The sequence below is a fragment of the Flaviramulus aquimarinus genome (assembly GCF_039543205.1).
GTDB classification, from domain to species: Bacteria; Bacteroidota; Bacteroidia; order Flavobacteriales; family Flavobacteriaceae; genus Flaviramulus_B; species Flaviramulus_B aquimarinus.
Map to the genome: position 1 here is coordinate 89,466 of NZ_BAABJH010000005.1, position 17,453 is coordinate 106,918.

16 protein-coding genes are annotated in these 17,453 nt (G+C 32.6%); 7 read left to right on the plus strand and 9 right to left on the minus strand.

Features of this window, described 5'->3' with window-relative positions; genetic code table 11:
• The first annotated feature begins 281 nt into the window (after positions 1-281).
• Genes ABD941_RS11145 through ABD941_RS11160 form a run of 4 tightly spaced genes read left to right on the plus strand, consistent with a single transcriptional unit; the run spans position 282 to position 4,517 of the window.
• Positions 282-1,208, plus strand: a complete 927-nt coding sequence (locus tag ABD941_RS11145; protein WP_345274216.1) for an ABC transporter ATP-binding protein — start codon at positions 282-284, stop codon at positions 1,206-1,208.
• Between the two features lie 4 nt (positions 1,209-1,212).
• Entirely contained in the window at positions 1,213-2,526 is a 1,314-nt protein-coding gene (locus tag ABD941_RS11150; RefSeq protein ID WP_345274217.1) for an ABC transporter permease, read from the plus strand.
• Positions 2,527-3,351, plus strand: a complete 825-nt coding sequence (locus ABD941_RS11155) for a mechanosensitive ion channel family protein (RefSeq protein WP_345274218.1) — start codon at positions 2,527-2,529, stop codon at positions 3,349-3,351.
• A 2-nt stretch (positions 3,352-3,353) separates the two neighbouring features.
• A complete protein-coding gene (locus tag ABD941_RS11160; RefSeq protein ID WP_345274219.1) occupies positions 3,354-4,517 on the plus strand; it encodes a sigma-54-dependent transcriptional regulator in 1,164 nt (387 codons plus the stop codon).
• Between the two features lie 44 nt (positions 4,518-4,561).
• On the opposite strand, the gene ABD941_RS11165 is transcribed toward ABD941_RS11160, so the two are convergent.
• A complete protein-coding gene (locus ABD941_RS11165; protein WP_345274220.1) occupies positions 4,562-5,299 on the minus strand; it encodes a hypothetical protein in 738 nt (245 codons plus the stop codon).
• 96 nt (positions 5,300-5,395) lie between these two features.
• Positions 5,396-5,911 (minus strand): flavodoxin family protein, encoded by a 516-nt coding sequence (locus ABD941_RS11170; protein WP_345274221.1) that lies wholly within the window; start codon positions 5,909-5,911, stop codon positions 5,396-5,398.
• 129 nt (positions 5,912-6,040) lie between these two features.
• On the opposite strand from ABD941_RS11170, the gene ABD941_RS11175 reads away from it, so the two are divergent.
• The 3 genes from ABD941_RS11175 to ABD941_RS11185 all read left to right on the plus strand — a co-directional run bounded on the left by ABD941_RS11175 (position 6,041) and on the right by ABD941_RS11185 (position 9,150).
• Positions 6,041-6,892, plus strand: a complete 852-nt coding sequence (locus ABD941_RS11175; protein WP_345274222.1) for a PPK2 family polyphosphate kinase — start codon at positions 6,041-6,043, stop codon at positions 6,890-6,892.
• 178 nt (positions 6,893-7,070) lie between these two features.
• Positions 7,071-8,483, plus strand: a complete 1,413-nt coding sequence (locus ABD941_RS11180; RefSeq protein WP_345274223.1) for a M20/M25/M40 family metallo-hydrolase — start codon at positions 7,071-7,073, stop codon at positions 8,481-8,483.
• Between the two features lie 112 nt (positions 8,484-8,595).
• Positions 8,596-9,150, plus strand: coding sequence for a hypothetical protein (locus ABD941_RS11185; RefSeq protein WP_345274224.1), 555 nt, complete (start codon positions 8,596-8,598; stop codon positions 9,148-9,150).
• Here ABD941_RS11185 and ABD941_RS11190 read toward each other — a convergent pair whose 3' ends face one another.
• The 7 genes from ABD941_RS11190 to ABD941_RS11220 all read right to left on the minus strand — a co-directional run bounded on the left by ABD941_RS11190 (position 9,151) and on the right by ABD941_RS11220 (position 17,404).
• Positions 9,151-10,296: an acetyltransferase domain-containing protein gene (locus ABD941_RS11190; protein WP_345274225.1), complete on the minus strand. Its 1,146-nt coding sequence runs from the start codon at positions 10,294-10,296 to the stop codon at positions 9,151-9,153. It abuts the gene before it with no gap.
• 36 nt (positions 10,297-10,332) lie between these two features.
• Positions 10,333-11,517: an acetyltransferase domain-containing protein gene (locus tag ABD941_RS11195; protein ID WP_345274226.1), complete on the minus strand. Its 1,185-nt coding sequence runs from the start codon at positions 11,515-11,517 to the stop codon at positions 10,333-10,335.
• Positions 11,518-11,526: 9 nt separating this feature from the next.
• Positions 11,527-12,942 (minus strand): MBOAT family O-acyltransferase, encoded by a 1,416-nt coding sequence (locus ABD941_RS11200; protein ID WP_345274227.1) that lies wholly within the window; start codon positions 12,940-12,942, stop codon positions 11,527-11,529.
• 2 nt (positions 12,943-12,944) lie between these two features.
• Positions 12,945-13,856, minus strand: coding sequence for a hypothetical protein (locus ABD941_RS11205; protein ID WP_345274228.1), 912 nt, complete (start codon positions 13,854-13,856; stop codon positions 12,945-12,947).
• A 152-nt stretch (positions 13,857-14,008) separates the two neighbouring features.
• The gene (locus ABD941_RS11210; RefSeq protein ID WP_345274229.1) at positions 14,009-15,316 is read right to left on the minus strand and encodes a DUF418 domain-containing protein; all 1,308 of its coding nucleotides are present in this window, start codon (positions 15,314-15,316) and stop codon (positions 14,009-14,011) included.
• Positions 15,317-15,323: 7 nt separating this feature from the next.
• Entirely contained in the window at positions 15,324-16,205 is an 882-nt protein-coding gene (locus ABD941_RS11215; protein WP_345274230.1) for an ester cyclase, read from the minus strand.
• A 275-nt stretch (positions 16,206-16,480) separates the two neighbouring features.
• A complete protein-coding gene (locus tag ABD941_RS11220) occupies positions 16,481-17,404 on the minus strand; it encodes a sterol desaturase family protein (protein WP_345274231.1) in 924 nt (307 codons plus the stop codon).
• Between the last annotated feature and the right edge of the window lie 49 nt (positions 17,405-17,453).

The following is a 17,453-nucleotide window of genomic DNA, read 5'->3' on the forward strand; positions in this document are numbered from 1 at the left end:
TTATTTATAGAAGAAGATATTTAATAGTTTTGCTATTAGTATTGAAAAAAAAACTATATTTGACTATCACTAATTTATTTTAGTGGTAATTTTTCTTTTTCATAGCAATTTTTTTCCCATCCTTAATTTTATTGAGGGTGGGTTTTGTTTTCTAGACTGTTTTATACCTAATGCTAACTCGCAAAATTTATGTATTTAAAAACTATTTGTCTTTAAAGAACTAAACTTCTCGCACAACATTTAATATATTTACCAATTACAAGCCCATAGAAGAAATGCCAATGAATAACTTACTAGACGTTAATAATGTTTCTAAAAATTTTGGAGATTTTAGAGCCCTTAATAAGGTGTCAATTACGGTGCCTAAAGGCAGTATATTTGGTCTGTTAGGGCCAAATGGTGCCGGAAAAACAACATTAATACGGGTTGTTAATCAAATTACAATGCCAGATTCTGGCACGGTACTTTTGGACGGTGAATCATTACATGAAAACCATATTAGAGATATAGGATATTTACCAGAAGAACGTGGTTTGTACAAATCCATGAAGGTTGGCGAGCAAGCTTTGTATTTGGCGCAGTTAAAAGGCTTAAGTAAAGCAGAAGCCAAAACCCGTTTAAACTATTGGTTTGAGCGTTTAGAAATTGGAGATTGGTGGAACAAGAAAATCCAAGAGCTATCTAAAGGTATGGCCCAAAAAATACAGTTTGTTGTAACCGTATTACATCAACCAAAGCTGTTGATTTTTGATGAGCCTTTTTCAGGTTTCGACCCTATAAATGCCAATCTAATTAAAGATGAAATTTTACGTTTGCGCGAAGATGGAGCAACCGTCATCTTTTCTACCCACAGAATGGAATCTGTTGAAGAGTTATGCGATGATATAGCCCTAATACATAAATCAAACAAAATATTGGATGGGAAGCTGGTAGATGTAAAACGACAATACAAAATCAATACCTATGAGGTTGGTATTCGAGCCCATAACAAAGACCTTTTAAAACAAGAGTTATCACAAAAATTTAGTGTTTCAGAAGCTAATTTTAAAACTTTAGAAGATGAACTGAAGCTAAATATTAAACTTCAACAAAATGATAAACCAAACGAATTGTTAAGTTATTTAACCTCAAAAGGCGAAGTGTCTCATTTTGTAGAGCTCATACCAAGTGTAAACGATATTTTTATTCAAACTGTAAAGAATAATTAAATTTATGAACCATTTACCACTCATAATAAAACGTGAATATTTAACTAAGATTAGAAATAAATCGTTTATAATCATGACGTTTTTAAGCCCTATGATTTTTATAGGACTTATTGCAGTTGTTGCCTATTTATCTCAATTAAATAATGATAAAATAAGAACCATCAATGTCTTGGATGAATCTGGATTGGTGCAAGATATTTTCAAAAATTCAGAAAGAACAACATATAACCTTCTAGAAAATTTACCTTTTAAAGATGCTAAGGCTTTAACTAAAGAAGTTAATGCTTACGGATTGCTTCATATTAATAAATTTGATGATGTAAAAAGTGCTTCTAATCATATGACCTTTTATTCTGAAGAGTCACCATCCTTATCATTAATTTCAGATTTAGAAATTCAAATAGAAAAGAAACTTACAGATGTCAAACTTCTGCAGAATGGCTTGGATGTTGCTATGATTAACGCATCAAAAGTAAGAGTAGATATAACTCAAGAAAGTTTTGAAGGTGAAAAAACTTCTAAAATAGATAGTGTTATAAAACTCATTTTTGGAGGTGCGGCTGGGTATTTGTTATTCATGTTTATCATTATTTACGGTAATATGATTATGCGAAGTGTTATTGAGGAAAAAACAAGCAGAATTATAGAGGTTATTATTTCTTCAGTAAAACCTGTACAATTGATGCTTGGTAAGATTATTGGAACATCCTTAGCAGGCATTACCCAGTTTATTATTTGGTTACTACTTGGAGGTGTTTTAATGTCTGTTACATCATTGATTTTAGGAATTGATATGGCACAAATGCAAACACCACAGCAAGACATGTTGCAACAAGCTATGGAAACCCCAGAGTTAAATATGAAAGTACAAGATGTTATGGCAGCTTTTTATAATTTACCATTAACTAATTTGGCTATAGCATTTATACTGTTTTTTATAGGTGGCTATTTATTATATAGCTCGCTTTATGCCGCTATTGGAGCAGCAGTAGATAATGAAACCGATACCCAACAATTTATGTTACCCATTTTAATGCCTCTAATTCTAGCGGTTTATATTGGTATCTTTACAGTTATAGAAGATCCTCATGGAACCGTTTCTACAGTATTTTCTTTTATACCGGTAACATCACCCGTTGTTATGCTAATGCGGATCCCATTTGGGGTTCCAATATGGCAACAAGTGTTGTCGTTATTATTATTAATTGGTACATTTATGCTTACGGTTTGGTTTGCTGCAAAAATATATCGAGTAGGGATTTTAATGTATGGAAAAAAACCAAGTTATAAAGAACTAATTAAATGGATTAAATACTAAATGGAAGATTTAAAAAACATTCTTAACTATACCTTTAATTTATCAGAAGGAATAAGTATTTCCGTTAAGGGCATTTTACTTGTAGCTATTGTTATTTTCTTCACATCAATTCTTCTTAATATATTCAGGAGAGTACTTACTAGGCGTTTGCCAGTTGATGATAAAACCAAATTTAAAATTCTATTTGGTTATGGAAAATGGATTGTTTACTTAATCATTTTATTGATTACTTTCAATGCCATTGGTGTAAATGTTACTGCTGTATTTGCGGCCTCGGCAGCCTTGTTAATAGGTGTTGGTTTAGCATTGCAAACGTTGTTTCAAGATATTATTGCTGGCGTTTTAATTCTTGTAGATCAAACTATTCATGTAGGGGATATTATTGAAATTGATGGAAAAGTTGGGCGTGTAGATGAGGTTAAATTACGTACCACTAGAGCCGTAACGATAGATAATAAAGTAGTCATTATTCCTCATCATTTATACTTGACAAATAGTTTGTATAATTGGACCCAAAATGGCTCAACAACTCGAGAATCTGTTCAGGTTGGAGTAGCCTACGGAAGCGATGTCCAGTTGGTTAAAGAATTGCTTTTAAATGCAGCGGGAAGCCATGATATGGTCCTTAAGCACCCAGCACCGTATGTGTTTTTTACAAACTTTGGAGATAGTGCTTTAGAGTTTAAGTTGGTATTTACATTAAATGATAGCTTTCAAGGTGCTATTCCAAAAAGTGATATACGGTTTAAAATAGATGAATTATTTAGAGCACACAATATTTCTATACCTTTCCCACAAAGAGATATACACATTATAAACAAATAAAGATGTCAAAAATATTAGTAATAGAAGATGAAGCCGCTATTAGACGTGTGCTTGTAAAAATTCTTTCAGAAGAAAATGATACCTATAAAGTTGATGAAGCGGAAGATGGCTTATTGGGAATTGAAAAAATAAAAAGTGAAGATTTCGATTTAATACTTTGTGATATCAAGATGCCAAAAATGGACGGTGTAGAAGTGTTAGAAGCTGTAAAAAAGATAAAGCCAGAAATACCAATAGTCATGATTTCTGGGCATGGCGATTTAGACACTGCGGTTAATACAATGCGTTTAGGAGCTTTTGATTATATTTCAAAACCACCAGACTTAAATCGTTTGTTGAATACGGTGCGAAATGCTTTAGACCGAAAAGAATTAGTTGTAGAAAACAAAATTCTGAAGAAAAAGGTTAGCAAGAAATATGAAATGATTGGAGATAGTGAGGCTATTTCTCAAATTAAAGATATCATAGATAAAGTAGCACCTACCGATGCCCGTGTGTTAATTACAGGGCCAAACGGAACAGGTAAAGAACTTGTTGCGCATTGGTTGCACCAAAAAAGTGAGCGTGCAAAGGGCAATATGATTGAAGTGAACTGTGCCGCAATTCCATCAGAATTGATTGAAAGTGAATTGTTCGGACATGTAAAAGGTGCATTCACAAGTGCCAATAAAGACCGAGCAGGAAAATTTGAAGCTGCCAATGGTGGTACTATTTTTCTAGATGAAATAGGAGATATGAGTTTGTCGGCGCAAGCCAAAGTTTTAAGAGCATTACAAGAAAGTAGAATCCAGCGAGTAGGTAGCGATAAAGATATTAAAGTTGATGTACGCATTATTGCGGCAACTAATAAAGATTTAAAGAAAGAAATAGCAGAAGGTCGATTTCGTGAAGATTTATATCATAGACTTGCCGTTATTTTAGTGAAAGTACCAGCCTTGAATGAGAGACGAGATGATATTCCATTATTAGTAAATCATTTTTCAGCAAAAATAGCAAACGATCAAGGAACGGCTAAAAAGGTGTTTTCTGATAAAGCTATAAAGTTACTTCAAGAGTATGATTGGACTGGGAATATTCGAGAACTCCGAAATGTTATTGAGCGCTTAATCATTCTTGGAGGAAAAGAGGTTAGTGAGCAAGATGTCAAGTTGTTTGCTAGTAAGTAAAAAAACAAAAGAGACTTTTTGAAAAAGTCTCTTTTGTTTTTTTACTAATGACATGCATTTAATTCAGATAAATAATTCGAAGCTAATATTTTAAGGTTATTGGTGTAAAAACGTCTTATATCTGCAATACTTTTTGAAGTCATATCTTCAGAAGATATAATGTTTTCTATAGTTTCATAGCTGCAGTCGCAAATTTTTAAAGCATCATTATAGGTTTTAATATTAGACGTTATAGCATTATTATAAGAAATAATTAGTTGTTTCTTTTCAAGCGTTAATGCCTTTTCTTTTTGTTGTGCTAATTTCGTTTTAATTTGTTTTTCTTTAAGTTTTAAGGCCTCTTGTTGCTGTTTTAATGCTAATTGTTCATGTTGTAAATCTGAAAGTTCTTTACTTTCATTGGCAGTATTGTTATAGAGGGCTAAGGAACATTTATCAATTTCAATAACACTTTCTTTACTAATATCCCTAGCGCGTTTAACATAAAACCGGCCATCTTCATAAGTTTCAACATATTCAACTTTAGCAAGTAAGTCAATACCCTTATTGGCTAGGTTTAATGCAATTTTGCACCCACAAGTAATTAGAGTTTCTTTAGAGAGTTTAAAGGATTCAACAGACCTGTTGGCATAATATTTTAAATGACTAATATTATTGGAATCATACGCATCTTTAACATGCGAATAGGCATTTACAAGATAGGAGTTGGCAACGTCGCAATCGGTTTGAGCATTAATGGCAACAGAAGCCATTAAAAAGCATAGTAAGTAGTAGGTTTTCATAACATTTGGCGGTTAAGAACATAATTTGGTATCGCTAATGTAATAAAAACACGACAGGTTGATATGTCGTTTGTCGAAATTATAGATTTACCTGTATTAAATAGATTCTTTTATGGTTTTAATAAAAGCACCCATTCTTAGTTTTATTTCATCAGGAATCACATCATTTTCTATGTAAGTATGAATATTGCCTAAATAATTCATGCCTAAATAATTGGCTGATTCTTTAAATGGCATCGAAAAACCATCTTTTAAATCATCATGATTACTAGAGCTTACCATGGCCATGTTTTTACCTCGTAATTTTCTACCTGTATCTTTATGTATTCTAATTAAATCAGAAATTCTATCGAAAAACACTTTTAAAACACCGCTCATACTATACCAATACACAGGAGTTGCAAAAATTATGGTGTCGTAAGTTTCAATGATATCTGTTATTAAGTCGATGAAATCATCATTGGCATTTTTATAGTCATAATCATAATGCCCAATGTTTTTTGTCCATAAATCAATAATATCTATATTGTTGTTTGTGGCTAAATGGTTAACAATTTTACTTGTATCCCCATCACTTCTAGAACTTGCTTGTATTATAACGGTCTTATTCATAACTTCAAAATATAGTCAAAGTAATAACTTTAGTTTAATCAAAAACGTTGTTTTAAATAGAAACAATTAATGATATGCACGAAAAAATCGATTGCATTTTATATATTTAATCGATTAAATTTTTTAAAGATGAACGATTACAAAGTGACTTCAAATATTACGCTTAAAAATTCTGAAACTAAAGTTGTCATTGACGACGCAGAAAAAGAGCTTAAGGCGATTAGAAAAAAGCTAGGAAAACTACAAGACACGCTTTATGCCCACGGTAAATATGCAGTTTTGGTATGTTTGCAAGGTATGGATACTTCTGGAAAGGATAGTTTAATACGCGAAGTTTTTAAAGATTTTAATGCAAGAGGCGTCGTGGTACATAGTTTTAAAGTACCAACAGAATTAGAACTAAAGCATGATTATTTATGGCGTCATTATATAGCCCTTCCTGCACGTGGAAAATTTGGTGTTTTTAACAGAACACACTATGAAAACGTATTGGTAACCCGAGTGCATCCTGGATATATTCTAGGAGAAAATTTACCGACAGTAAATTCCGTTAATGATATTGATGAAGCCTTTTGGGATCGTCGTTTTGAGCAAATAAATAACTTTGAAAAGCATCTTGCGGAAAGTGGAACAATCATTTTTAAATTCTTTTTAAACCTTTCAAAAGCAGAACAAAAGAATAGATTATTACGTCGTTTACGGAAACAAGAAAAACACTGGAAGTTCTCTCCAAGCGATTTAAAAGAGCGTAAGCTTTGGGATGAATATCAGACATGTTATGAAGATGTATTAAATAGAACGTCTAAGTCACATGCACCTTGGTACACCATTCCTGCAGATGATAAACCATCAGCACGCTACCTTGTTGCAAAAACCATGTATGAGGCATTAAGTAAATATACAGATATTCAGGAACCAGAACTAGATGATGATGTAAAAGCAAATCTTGAATTATATAGACATCAGCTTAATAATGAATAGTTTTGGAGCCTGACTGTTGTTAGCTTCTGTGTGCTCTCATTTTTTTCTCGCAAAGTTGCTAAGGCGTAAATTTGTATGTCTGTGTGATGCAGTAATAATATGTTTCTTAACACAATTTTATGTTTTAGTAATACATAAAGCTTAACAGAAACAGTATATTTATGTTTAAAAATAGTCTATGAAATTTTTAAAATCTGCATGCCTTTTATTTTCATTATTAGCATTTTTAAGTGTTAAGTCTCAAACTGACGAAAACATTCTAAAAAAAATATATACCGAATCTTTAACCAATGGTAAGAGTTACGATTGGTTAAATCATTTATCCAACCAAATTGGCAGTAGATTATCAGGCTCTTTAGGTGCCGAAAAAGCAGTGGCTTATACCAAAGCAGAACTTAAAAAATTAGGTCTAGACAAAGTTTGGTTACAACCTGTTCTGGTACCAAGATGGGTGCGAGGCGCCAAAGAGTTTGCGTTTATAGAAACCGCTCCAGGAAAAACTAATAAAGTAAATATATGTGCCTTAGGAGGCTCTATAGCAACACCAGCATTAGGCTTAAAAGCTAAGGTTGTAGAAGTTAAAACCTTTGAAGAACTCGAAGCTTTAGGTAAAGAAAATATAGAAGGTAAAATCGTGTTTTATAACCGTCCCATGCAAGCAGATTTAATCCAAACGTTTGATGCTTATGGAGGTTGTGTAAATCAGCGTTATCAAGGTGCTATAGAAGCTTCAAAATATGGAGCTGTTGGAGTTGTAGTACGTTCCATGAATTTAAGATTGGACGATTTACCACATACAGGTAGTATGACTTATGAAGGTGTAGCTGTTGAAAATCGTATTCCGTCAGCGGCTATCAGCACCAATGATGCCAACTTATTAAGTACCATGTTGCAATTGGATAGTAATATAAAATTTTACTTTAAACAGAGTTGTAAGCAGCTTAAAGATGTGTTATCCTATAATGTTATTGGACAAATAACAGGTAGCGAATACCCTAATGAATATATGATTGTTGGAGGACATTTAGATTCTTGGGATTTAGGAGATGGTTCTCATGACGACGGAGCAGGTGTGGTACAATCCATGGATGTTTTAAGATTACTAAAAGCATCTGGAATTAAACCAAAGCGGAGTATTAGGGTGGTGTTATTTATGAATGAGGAAAATGGATTACGTGGCGGAAATAAATATGCAAGTGAAGCTAAACAAAAAGGCGAAAATCACGTGTTTGCACTAGAAAGCGATGCAGGCGGATTTACACCTCGTGGCTTTAGTTTTGATTGTAATGATGCCAGTTTTAATCAGGTATTGAGTTGGAAACCCTTATTTAAACCCTACTTAATTCATTATTTTGAAAAGGGTGGAAGCGGTGCAGATGTTGGACCGTTAAAAACAGAAACAAATGTTTTGGCTGGATTACGACCAGACAGTCAACGCTATTTTGACCACCATCATGCTAGTAATGATACCTTTGATGCTGTAAACAAACGTGAGTTAGAATTAGGAGCAGCAACTATGACAGCTTTAGTGTATTTGTTTGATAAATATGGAGTGAATCCGATTTCCAATAATACACCTATTAAAAATTAATATAATGAATTGGGATTAAAAACTTAAGGTTTTTGCTGCATTAGTAGACAAATGTTCTAGGTTTTATTTAAACGAAATTTATGATTATGTCATGATAATAGAACCAAAATAAATGAAAAAAGTAACCATATTATTAGCCTTAACATTCGCATCGATGGTTATGGCACAAAATGAAGAAAAATTACCGTTTTATGAAATCCCAGAACATCCTGAAGCCTATACAGCAGGAACTGTAGCAGCAAGACTAGTTGATGGTTTAGGGTTTCGGTATTATTGGGCTACCGAAGGTTTAAGACCAGAAGATTTAAGTTATAAACCGAGTGTATCTGGGCGTACCACAGAAGAAATCATTGACCATATATTTGGGCTTTCAAATTTTATTCTCAAATCTGTAATTGAGAAAGGGGAAAGAACAAAGCAAACCGAGCTTTCTTTTGAAGAAAAAAGAAAACAAACCTTAATGAATTTTAAAACAGTATCCGATATTTTAAGAACCATGAATGATGTGTCTCAATTTGATAACGATAGGTTTCCGTTTTGGAATATTATTAACGGTCCAATTTCAGATGCATTGTGGCATTGCGGACAGGTTGTTATGTTAAGACGTGCATCTGGCAATCCGTTTAATTCTAATGTAAGTGTTTTTAGTGGAAAATTAAGGGAGTAGTTATAAATAGCTCAACCACCATTTATCTTTATTGTTTTGTTTATATAGGTCAAACGTTTTACAAATTGGATATAGAATAAGAATAATACTTATCCAAATCAAATAAACAAAACCAAGATTTAAGCCATAACCTTTTAATGCAGGGACGTTTGTAACCCAATCTTTTAAAATCATTTTTTCCCAACCAAACCCTGAAAGTTCAGCAAAAAGCAATGCAAAAGCATGAATGATATAAATATGTAAAATGTAATAGAAGAATGGCACTCTTCCAAAAGTTTTAAAAAAATCGACGAGTTTGCCTTTTAATTTTTCAGTATGTGCAAGAAAAATAAATGTTCCACCTAAAGTTATTAATAAATACATTAAAGAAGGAGGATATTTTGAAGGGTTTAAAAATGAAATTAAATCTTTTGATATCGTATCATAACTTTTCCAAGGAGTGGAATCGCCGTAAATATTTATAAATCTTAGTATTACAAATAAGGTTACTGAAGAAAGGCCTATGATATTAAACATCTTTTTTCTCTTATTGGCATCAAAAGAAGACCTGTAAAATGCTCCAAAATAATAACCTAATGACATTACTGCTATCCAGGGAATAAGCGGATAAGCAGTTTCAAAATCATACCCGCTCCCTAAGTCAAAAAAACGATATTCATGTAATATAGACCAAAAAACATTGTCATAATGAACAGTATCTAAAAGATTATGTCCAAAAATTAAGATACAGCTAAAAATTAAGATATAGTTTCTTGGTAAATATATAATACCTGCTAAAACAATCATGCTTATTCCTAAAACCCAAATAACAAATAAACCGGGACTAGAAAATGTAACATCAAAATACCATGCAAAGTTGACTATGGTTAATTCAATAAAAACTAACCAAAGCCCTCGCTTTATTAAAAAGCTAGATAGTTCTTTTTTGGTTTTTCTTTTACTAATCATAAAAGCTGACAATCCTGCTAAAAAACTAAATGCTGGTGCACAAAAATGAGTAATCCATCGGGTAAAAAAAAAGGGTAAATTACTTTGTGTAGGATCTCCAGGACTAAAAAGGAAAGAATCATGGTGGAAATAATCTCGTGTGTGGTCAAGAGCCATAAGAACCATTACTATACCTTTTAAAATATCGAGAGACTGCACTCTTGTCGATTTTGTCATAACACTACTCCCTTAAAATTATAAATAACTCAACCACCATTTATCTTTATTATTAGCTTTATAAACCATGTATTTTTTACTCGGAAAGTAAAGTAACGTAATAACACCTATCCAAACCATATAAACAATAAAAAGGGAATAACCGTAGGTTAAAAGTTTTCCACTGCTAAAAATATCTTTCGTTAAAATCATATCTTGCCAATCACCACCAAAAATAACGATGCCTATTGTAGCGAAAACATGAATAACCAATATGTGTAAGAAATAATAAAACAAAGGAACACGACCAAAAACCAAAAAGAAATCGGTTATTTTGTTTTTAGTAGATTCAAAGGCAAATAAAAATAATAAGGCTGGACCAATGGTAATCAAAATATAAGCCAGTGACGGTGGGTATTTTGTGACTTTAAAGAATGACATAATAGTTTTTGCCATCGTATTTTGAGTTGTCCACGGCACTAAATCGCCATAAATATTAATACCTCTTAAAACAAAAAATAAAAGCGTAGCTCCTAAGCCTAAGCGGAGCAGCCATGTTTTTCTAATAATAGTACTGAAGTTCTTTTGATATAAATAGCCTAAAGAGTAACCCAAAACCATGAGCCCAATCCATGGTAAAACGGGATAAAATACGCCAATATCAAATGTTTTGCTAATGGTAACAATATTTGCTTGATGTAATACATACCAGATTACAGATTGAAAACTATTGCCTTGCATAACAATACCATCTAATACATTATGTCCAGCTACAATAATAACACCAATAATTAAAAGGGTTTTTCGTGATAAATAGATTAAGAACGATAGAAACACCATACTTAATCCAATAGCCCAAATGACTTGAAGTACCAGTCTGCTAAAGGTAATATCGAATTTCCATAGTAAATTATTTAAGGTTATTTCTAGAAATATTAGCCATAAACCTCGAGTAAATAAAAATTTAAAAAGCTCGGGTTTTGTTTTTTTTGCGCCATATAAAAAAGCCGATGTACCAGCAAGAAATACAAATACAGGTGCACAATAATGTGTTATAAACCTTGTGAAAAATAAAAATGGCGTTGTTGTTTCTAAGTTTGTTGGATCTGTAAAAAAGGATCCGTAATGGAAAAAATCCCTAACGTGATCTAGTGCCATAATGACCATTACAACACCTCTTAATACGTCTATAGATTCAATACGGTTGGATTTTATTAGACTCATATAATGTTGTTAAAATTGAAAATAAATAAACTGTTCGCCACTTCCTTGGGCAATTATGATTAAAAAAGTCATGATGGCCCAAACGACTCCTAAAACGATTGGAGATGTTCTTAGAGACACTTCTTTCATAGAAGTATTTCGCATAATCCAATGGCATAAAAATAGCATGGCAATAACAACACTTACTTTTATAATTGTAAAGGTGTCTAGAATTTTTTCACCTTCAATTTGCATATAAAACATAGATTTAATCATATTCCAAGCGGTATCAAAGGTTCTAGCTCTAAAAAACACCCAGGTTATATTCACACAGCTAAAAGTAATAAAAGCTAAAAATATACCATTCCACTTAGTTATTTTAAATGGTAAATAACGTTTTTGTAACCGTTCTAAAATTAAATAAGTTCCGTGTAAACCACCCCAAACTAAGAAAGTCCAAGCAGCTCCGTGCCATAATCCGCCTAGTAGCATGGTTAACATTAATGCAGCATACATTCTGGTGATACCATGACGATTTCCGCCCAAAGGAATGTACAAATAGTCTTTTAACCATGATGATAAAGAAATATGCCAGCGTTTCCATAAGTCAGAAAACCCCAAAGACGCATAAGGATACCTAAAGTTATCAGGTAAAATGATTCCTAGCATTAACGCAATACCAATAGCACAGGTTGAATATCCTGCAAAATCAAAAAATATCTGACCTGAGAAAGCAATTGTACCAATCCAAGCATCAATGCCATGTAATAATTTATCTGACCCAAAAACGGCATCAGATGTGTCAGCTAGCAGCGTATCTGCCATAACTACTTTTTGAAACAATCCTATGGTTAGAAGAAATAATCCCCAAATAAATTGGTTTGTTGTTGCCTTTTTTTCTTCGTAAAATTGAGTTATTAAGTCTTTGGCTCTTACAATAGGTCCAGCTACCAATTGAGGAAAGAAGGTTACATAAAGTGCAAAATCCAAAAAGGTTCTAGCTGGTTTAATTTTGCGTTTGTACATGTCTATGGTGTAAGACATGGTTTGGAAGGTATAGAATGATATTCCCATGGGTAAAATAATATCCATGGGTTGAGCCTGAAAATCGATACCAATACTATTCATGATAGTTACAAAATTTTCAAGAAGAAAATCGCCATATTTAAAGAAGGCTAAAAAACCAAGATTGACTAACATACTTAGTAGCAGCCATATTTTGCGTTTTTTCTGGTTTTCTTCTACCGCTAAGCGTTTTCCTGCTGTCCAATCAACAACTGTTGATATCCAAAGCAAAATAACTAGTGGTGGATTCCACATGCCATAAAAAACATAACTGGATAATAAAAGCATACGCTTTTTGTTGGTCCAATTAAATAGTTTTGAATAGTATAATGCCAATACTATAATTAAAAACAATACAAAACTTAATGAATTAAATAACATGGTTAGTTGGTTTTTTTGTTAGTAATTGCTTTGTCTTTTATCATAATCTTAGCTAGCTCTGTAGTGAAAAAGCGTGCATCTTTATGAGATAAATGAGATTCTTCAGGACATGTTAAGTTCTTGAATTGGTCATAATCTTCAAAATGATAAGCAGGAACCTTAGCTTGTTTAACTAAATCATCCCAAAAATCAGTTCGAGGTAATCCCATTTTCTCACCCATTCTCACACTACCACTTGAAGGGCATCTTAAAAGCAAAACGTTTCCGCCTCTAGCTTTAAAAGTATTTAAGTCTTTTAGAAAGAAAGCCATTGTTGCGTCCTTGTCTGGCGGCGGACCATTTTTAGCACCTTCCATAAAAAATTGCCAAACTTTAATCACAGAATTAGCATAAGCTGTATCAGTCACTGTGATTGGTTTCATTTTCAAGTTTCTGTCCATTTCAATCTCTCCAAATTCATGAAATGGTGGCATAGGGTCAAGTACTCTATTACCAACATGTATTTTATTTATTAATTCTTTTAGTTTGATTCCATCAACACCTTGGTGATCACTCATAAACACTAAACTCTTTTGTAAAGGGATAGACAGCAAGTGATTTAATTGTTGTGCATACGTCCTATTGTGAAAGTAATCTACTTTAGCTTGAGGCCATGCCCAAGGTTGTGCCTCGGGATTTGTGGTAGAAAAGAACAAGCCTGGAGTTGCACCAACTAAAATAGTTCCGTTGAATTTAGTATTATTTACTATATCATGGAATATAGGTAAAGGAGAACTACCAACCGTAGCTAGTTGTATTGGGCGAATACCGGTTTGAGTTTCCCATTCATTCAATTGTATATCGAATAATACTCTAGAGGATCCCATAAGAAGCATATTATCACTCGTAGCATTTTCTACTCTTTCTCTTTGCACAGACCAAAGTGCCTCATTATCATCTAGAGTTTGGGTAAACCCTTGGGAGCGCCAATAACTTTCCCAAAATATAGAGGTAATAATGGTAATAATTATAGCGACGATTAGTGTTAGTTTTAATTTCATATTGGTTGGTATATAGGATAATAAATCTATTTTTTAATTCTAAACGCTTGTTTCTTTTGATAGGTTAAAGAACGCCAAAGCCATTCCACAGGACCATAATGAAATAACTTTAACCATATAGGGCTGAAAATTAATTGAAAAATCCAAATGGCTCCAACAATGTAATACAATTCAAATCGTTGTAACTCACCATATAATGAGAAACCGAACCCGTAAAATAGTATTGTGGTAATCACACTATGCATTAAATAGTTGGTTAGTGCCATTCTTCCTACTGCTGCTAAAGCTTTTTGAAGAACGTCTAATACTCCAGATTTTATAAATAACATAAACAAACCAACATGCCCAATGGTTGTAAACAAGCGTCCAATTTGATACGTCATGCCCGCTTTATGCATCGTGAGTTTATCAAAATTACTATCTAAAATTGAAGTGGTTTCTATATAGTTTATTGTTAAACCTATTAGGTAACCCGTAATTAGCATGATGAGGTAAAACATATATTGGCGTTCACCATGAAAAATGCGAAGCTTAAAAAAGGCCATGCCTAATAGCATAAAGCTTAAAATATCCCAACTCCAAATACGGTAAGGAAACCAAGTTTGCATGAATTGATTCATTCTTGTTTTTTCGGTTACAATTGCCCAATATCCTTGATGCATTTTTTCGATGAATTTGTCGACTTCTTCTGGGGTTTTCTTTGTGTTGAATTTTTCCCAATTCTTCAGGTCTTCTTCTTGTCCTTCTGTTAATTCAGCATCTTGGTTTTTTAGTTCTTGTGCTTGAAGTCCAGCTTTCTGGGTTTGTAAATCGGTCTTATAATCGCTAATATCCCATAAAACACCAATAGAAAGTAGTAAACAACCAGCAATAATTAGATTTTTAACATTTGTATTTCTAAAAGGAAATAGCATCAGACCAAAAATGGCATACGGAAATAAAATGTCTCCATGCCACAGTAAAACCCATACGTTGATTAAACCAAATACTAAAAGCCACAAAATTCTACGATAATAAATATCGGCGGTACGTATTCCTGCGCCATTGCTCTCAAGCCTTTTTGTCAATAAGATAACACCAGCACCAAATAGTAAGGTGAATAACCCTCGCATAGTGCCTTCAAAAAGCATTTCATTTACAAACCAAACTTGTAAGTTGTAACCATCTGAACCTCCAGAAATACTAGGATCCGAATATGCAAAAGGAAGCCCCATACCGTTTATATTCATTAAAAGGATTCCTAAAAGTGCTATTCCTCTAATAACATCTAAAGCATTAATTCGTGATTTTTGACTTGTAGGCTTGAAGTGTACTTGGTTGGATGTGTTTCCCATTTCTATATTATTTGTTCATGGCATCATTAATTCCTTTAGTATCTGCAAATTGTTGAAACTGGATTATTTTGTTGTCCTTAAGCGTCCATAAATGTGCCATTTGCAAATCTATAACTGCACCATTTTTTTTATATTTTGCTTGATAACGACCAGTAGCCAGAATTTTGTTATTGGTCATTTCATAAAGCTTTATATCTGCAAGTTTCCAATACTCCCAATCACTTCCAATTCTTGAAAAGACACCTTCAAGTATGGCATCAAATCCAATATATGGGTTGCCATCTGCCAACGGAAAGTTTTCAGCTTCATTCCAAATTACATTAGTATCTAAGGCACTGCCAACCGCAGGAATATCACCTTTGGCAAAATCGTTATACAATTTTTGGATTACTGAAGTATTGTTTGGATTTAAGTATGGATCTATACCAAGTTGTTCCATAAAAGCAAGGTTATCCATAAAATCTTGCTCTTGAGCAATTTTACCATTTTTCATTTTAACCAGTGTGGTACCATCAATATTTACAGATTTATGAGTAGCTGGAATGCCAAAAAAATCGCCGGTATGGTCACCTTTAAAATTCCAATGTTTTACTATTTTGTCATCTTGTCCAAAAACATCAACAATATTGAATTCAATATTTGAAAAACCAGTAACATAGTGATTATAAAAATCCTTGACATTGTCAATTCCAACTATATTTTCTGGACTCATGATTAAAGTAATGTCTGAATCAAAATTTGTATCATTAAAATAATCTAGATTTCCATTATTAATAATTTTATCCCAAGTATTTGAATACATTTTGATGTCTTTTTCAATTTTTGAATTATTACAAGCAGATAAACAAATGATAGTTGAAAGAATTAATAACTTGATTGAGTTTTTCATAATGTGATTGTTAGTTGGTTTTAATTTGAAAAATAAATATTTGATTTACTCTGAATTTAGAGTAGGTGAAAACACTGTAATTAATGAAATTAATCTTGTAAAAAGAAAAGTTGTAGTAATTTATCATTAATGCCTTTTAATTATTGCTACTAATTAAACAAGACTCAGGGAATATTCTATAATATTAGATAAATTAATGAGTATTAACAAATATTTTGAATAATATTCAGAAAACATATTAGGTTACAGCTAAATACTTAACATTTGTTAATGATTTAGCTATTGTTTTTTAGAAGTTTTTGTTGTTGCTTAATAGTAAGTGTACTGCCGTCATGACTCCACCCTGGAGCACCAAAGGCATACATGAATTTATGATACCAGTTTTTAGATTTTTTCATATCGTTCCATATATCTTTATATTCATGAGTTAAAATCACTAAAGGGTTATATGAATTAGGAGCATGGGTAACACCGTATTTAATATCAATAGCTTCGTCAAGTTCTTTCCAGGTACCAAAAAGTTTATCAAAAATATTTAAAAACCCACCATGGTTTTTGTCCATATATTCTATGTTTTGTGCATGATGTACTTGATGCATAGTATGTGTATTAAATACTTTTTCGATAATACCCATTTTAGGAATAAAAACCGAATGCAATTGAAATTGCCATAAGGCTTCAATACCTAAACAAACAACTAGCATTTCTGGAGGAAACCCAACAGCAGGAATCCACATATAAAAAAAAGGCTTATAGAAAATGGTAAACCACCCATTTCTTACTGCGGTACCTAAATTAAAATTGTCTGAGGAATGATGAACGATATGTGCTGCCCAAAGAAAACGAACATTATGGTTTTGCCTATGGAACCAATAATAACTAAAATCGTCTAGAAGTTGGCAAAACAACCATATGTACCATGAATATCCAAAAGATTTCCAGCCCATAATATTAGTGCGAATACCATCAATTTCTGGGTTAAAAACGTCATAGACATAATTAAAAAGGACAATAGCTGCTATGGTTTTAGTAAGAGGTGCTAAAATAGTAGAACCTATACCCATAGAAAGACTTGCTGCCAAATCTTTCCATTTATATAAATCTTTTTTTTCTTTATGATGTTTGCTATACGATAATTCGAGTAAGATTAAACCGAGAAAACAAGGCACACCATATACTAATGGGTTGGTAAAATTCATTGCAATTTTTTGTTATTTTTCAAAAATAACTTGACTTTATTAATAAACG